The 1912-nt window shown below is 44.6% G+C and carries 2 protein-coding genes; both read left to right on the top strand.

Annotated elements, in window-relative coordinates:
• Window positions 1–503, top strand: a 503-nt coding sequence (locus GMD4S_RS11995) for an Hsp70 family protein (protein ID WP_000519819.1), incomplete at its 5' end; no start/stop codon positions are given.
• A gap of 382 nt (window positions 504–885) precedes the next feature.
• A partial coding sequence (dnaJ, locus tag GMD4S_RS11990) for a molecular chaperone DnaJ (protein WP_001066314.1) occupies window positions 886–1912 on the top strand: 1027 nt, incomplete at its 3' end.

Here is a 1912-nt window from a genome sequence, read left to right as displayed (position 1 = left end):
AAATCGAAGTAACATTTGATATCGACAAGAACGGTATCGTGTCTGTTAAGGCTAAAGATCTTGGAACTCAAAAAGAACAAACTATTGTGATCCAATCTAACTCAGGTTTGACAGACGAAGAAATCGACCGCATGATGAAAGATGCTGAAGCTAACGCTGAAGCAGATAAGAAACGTAAAGAAGAAGTAGACCTTCGTAACGAAGTAGACCAAGCTATCTTTGCGACTGAAAAGACAATCAAGGAAACTGAAGGCAAAGGCTTCGACGCAGAACGTGATGCTGCCCAAGCTGCCCTTGATGACCTTAAAAAAGCTCAAGAAGACAATAACTTGGACGAAATGAAAGCGAAACTTGAAGCATTGAACGAAAAAGCTCAAGGACTTGCTGTTAAACTCTACGAACAAGCCGCTGCAGCCCAACAAGCTCAAGCAGGAGCAGAAGGCGCACAAGCAACAGGAAACGCAGGAGATGACGTCGTAGACGGAGAGTTTACGGAGAAATAAAATAGTCCAGTGGACTATTTTATCCCGAGCTTTAAAATCAGAAGAGCGAGGGCGTTAAGAATGAGGAATCATTAAAATGATTGTCATTCTACGGCAATCGCTATGGCGACTTGCTAAAAGCCTTACTCGTTCAAAAAAAGTATAATCGACTTTGCTTTTGAATGTCGTAATGATAGGAAGAAATCCAGAGGTTGCAACCCAGCCTCTGTTTTTCGGTAAAAAGGGATGGAACCTGATTTGTTTGGGTTTTGTCTCATCAATATAAAAGAAAGGAATTGAACCCGACCTAAATTCTCGGAAAAAAGAGAAATCTGTCTAGGAGCATCGCTCCAGCGTCAGATTTCCTATTTTTCAGTCGAATTTTACGGTCTTGGTATCTTGTATGAACAATACTGAATTTTATGATCGTCTGGGGGTGTCGAAAAACGCTTCGGCAGACGAGATCAAAAAGGCTTATCGTAAGCTTTCGAAAAAATATCACCCAGATATCAACAAGGAGCCTGGCGCTGAGGAAAAATACAAGGAAGTTCAAGAAGCCTATGAGACTTTGAGTGACGACCAAAAACGTGCAGCCTACGACCAGTATGGTGCTGCGGGTGCCAACGGTGGCTTTGGTGGTGCTGGTGGTTTTGGTGGCTTTGACGGAGCAGGTGGCTTCGGTGGTTTTGAAGATATCTTCTCAAGTTTTTTCGGAGGAGGAGGAGCTTCACGCAATCCAAACGCTCCTCGTCAAGGGGATGACCTCCAGTATCGTGTGAACTTAACCTTTGAAGAAGCTATCTTCGGAACGGAAAAAGAAGTTAAATACAATCGTGAAGCCAGCTGTCGTACATGTAATGGCTCTGGTGCTAAGCCAGGGACAAGTCCAGTCACTTGTGGACGCTGTCATGGTGCTGGTGTCATTAACGTCGATACGCAGACTCCTCTTGGTATGATGCGTCGCCAAGTAACCTGTGATGTCTGTCATGGTCGCGGAAAAGAAATCAAAGATCCATGTACAACTTGTCACGGAACAGGGCATGAAAAACAAGCTCATAGCGTACATGTAAAAATCCCTGCTGGTGTGGAAACAGGCCAACAAATCCGCCTCGCTGGTCAAGGTGAAGCAGGCTTTAACGGTGGACCTTACGGGGACTTGTACGTGGTGGTTTCTGTTGAAGCCAGTGATAAATTTGAACGTGAAGGAACAACTATTTTCTACAAGTTAAATCTCAATATTGTCCAAGCAACTCTTGGAGATACTGTGGAAATTCCAACTGTTCATGGAGATGTTGAATTGGTTATCCCAGAAGGAACTCAGACTGGCAAGAAATTCCGTCTACGTGGCAAGGGAGCACCGAGCCTTCGTGGCGGTGCCGTTGGTGACCAATACGTTACTGTCAATGTCGTGACTCCGACAGGTTTGAACG

It is taken from the genome of Streptococcus sp. GMD4S, from assembly GCF_000296955.1.
The sequence above is the reverse complement of the archived record's forward strand: the minus strand, read 5'-3'. Positions and strand labels throughout refer to the sequence as shown.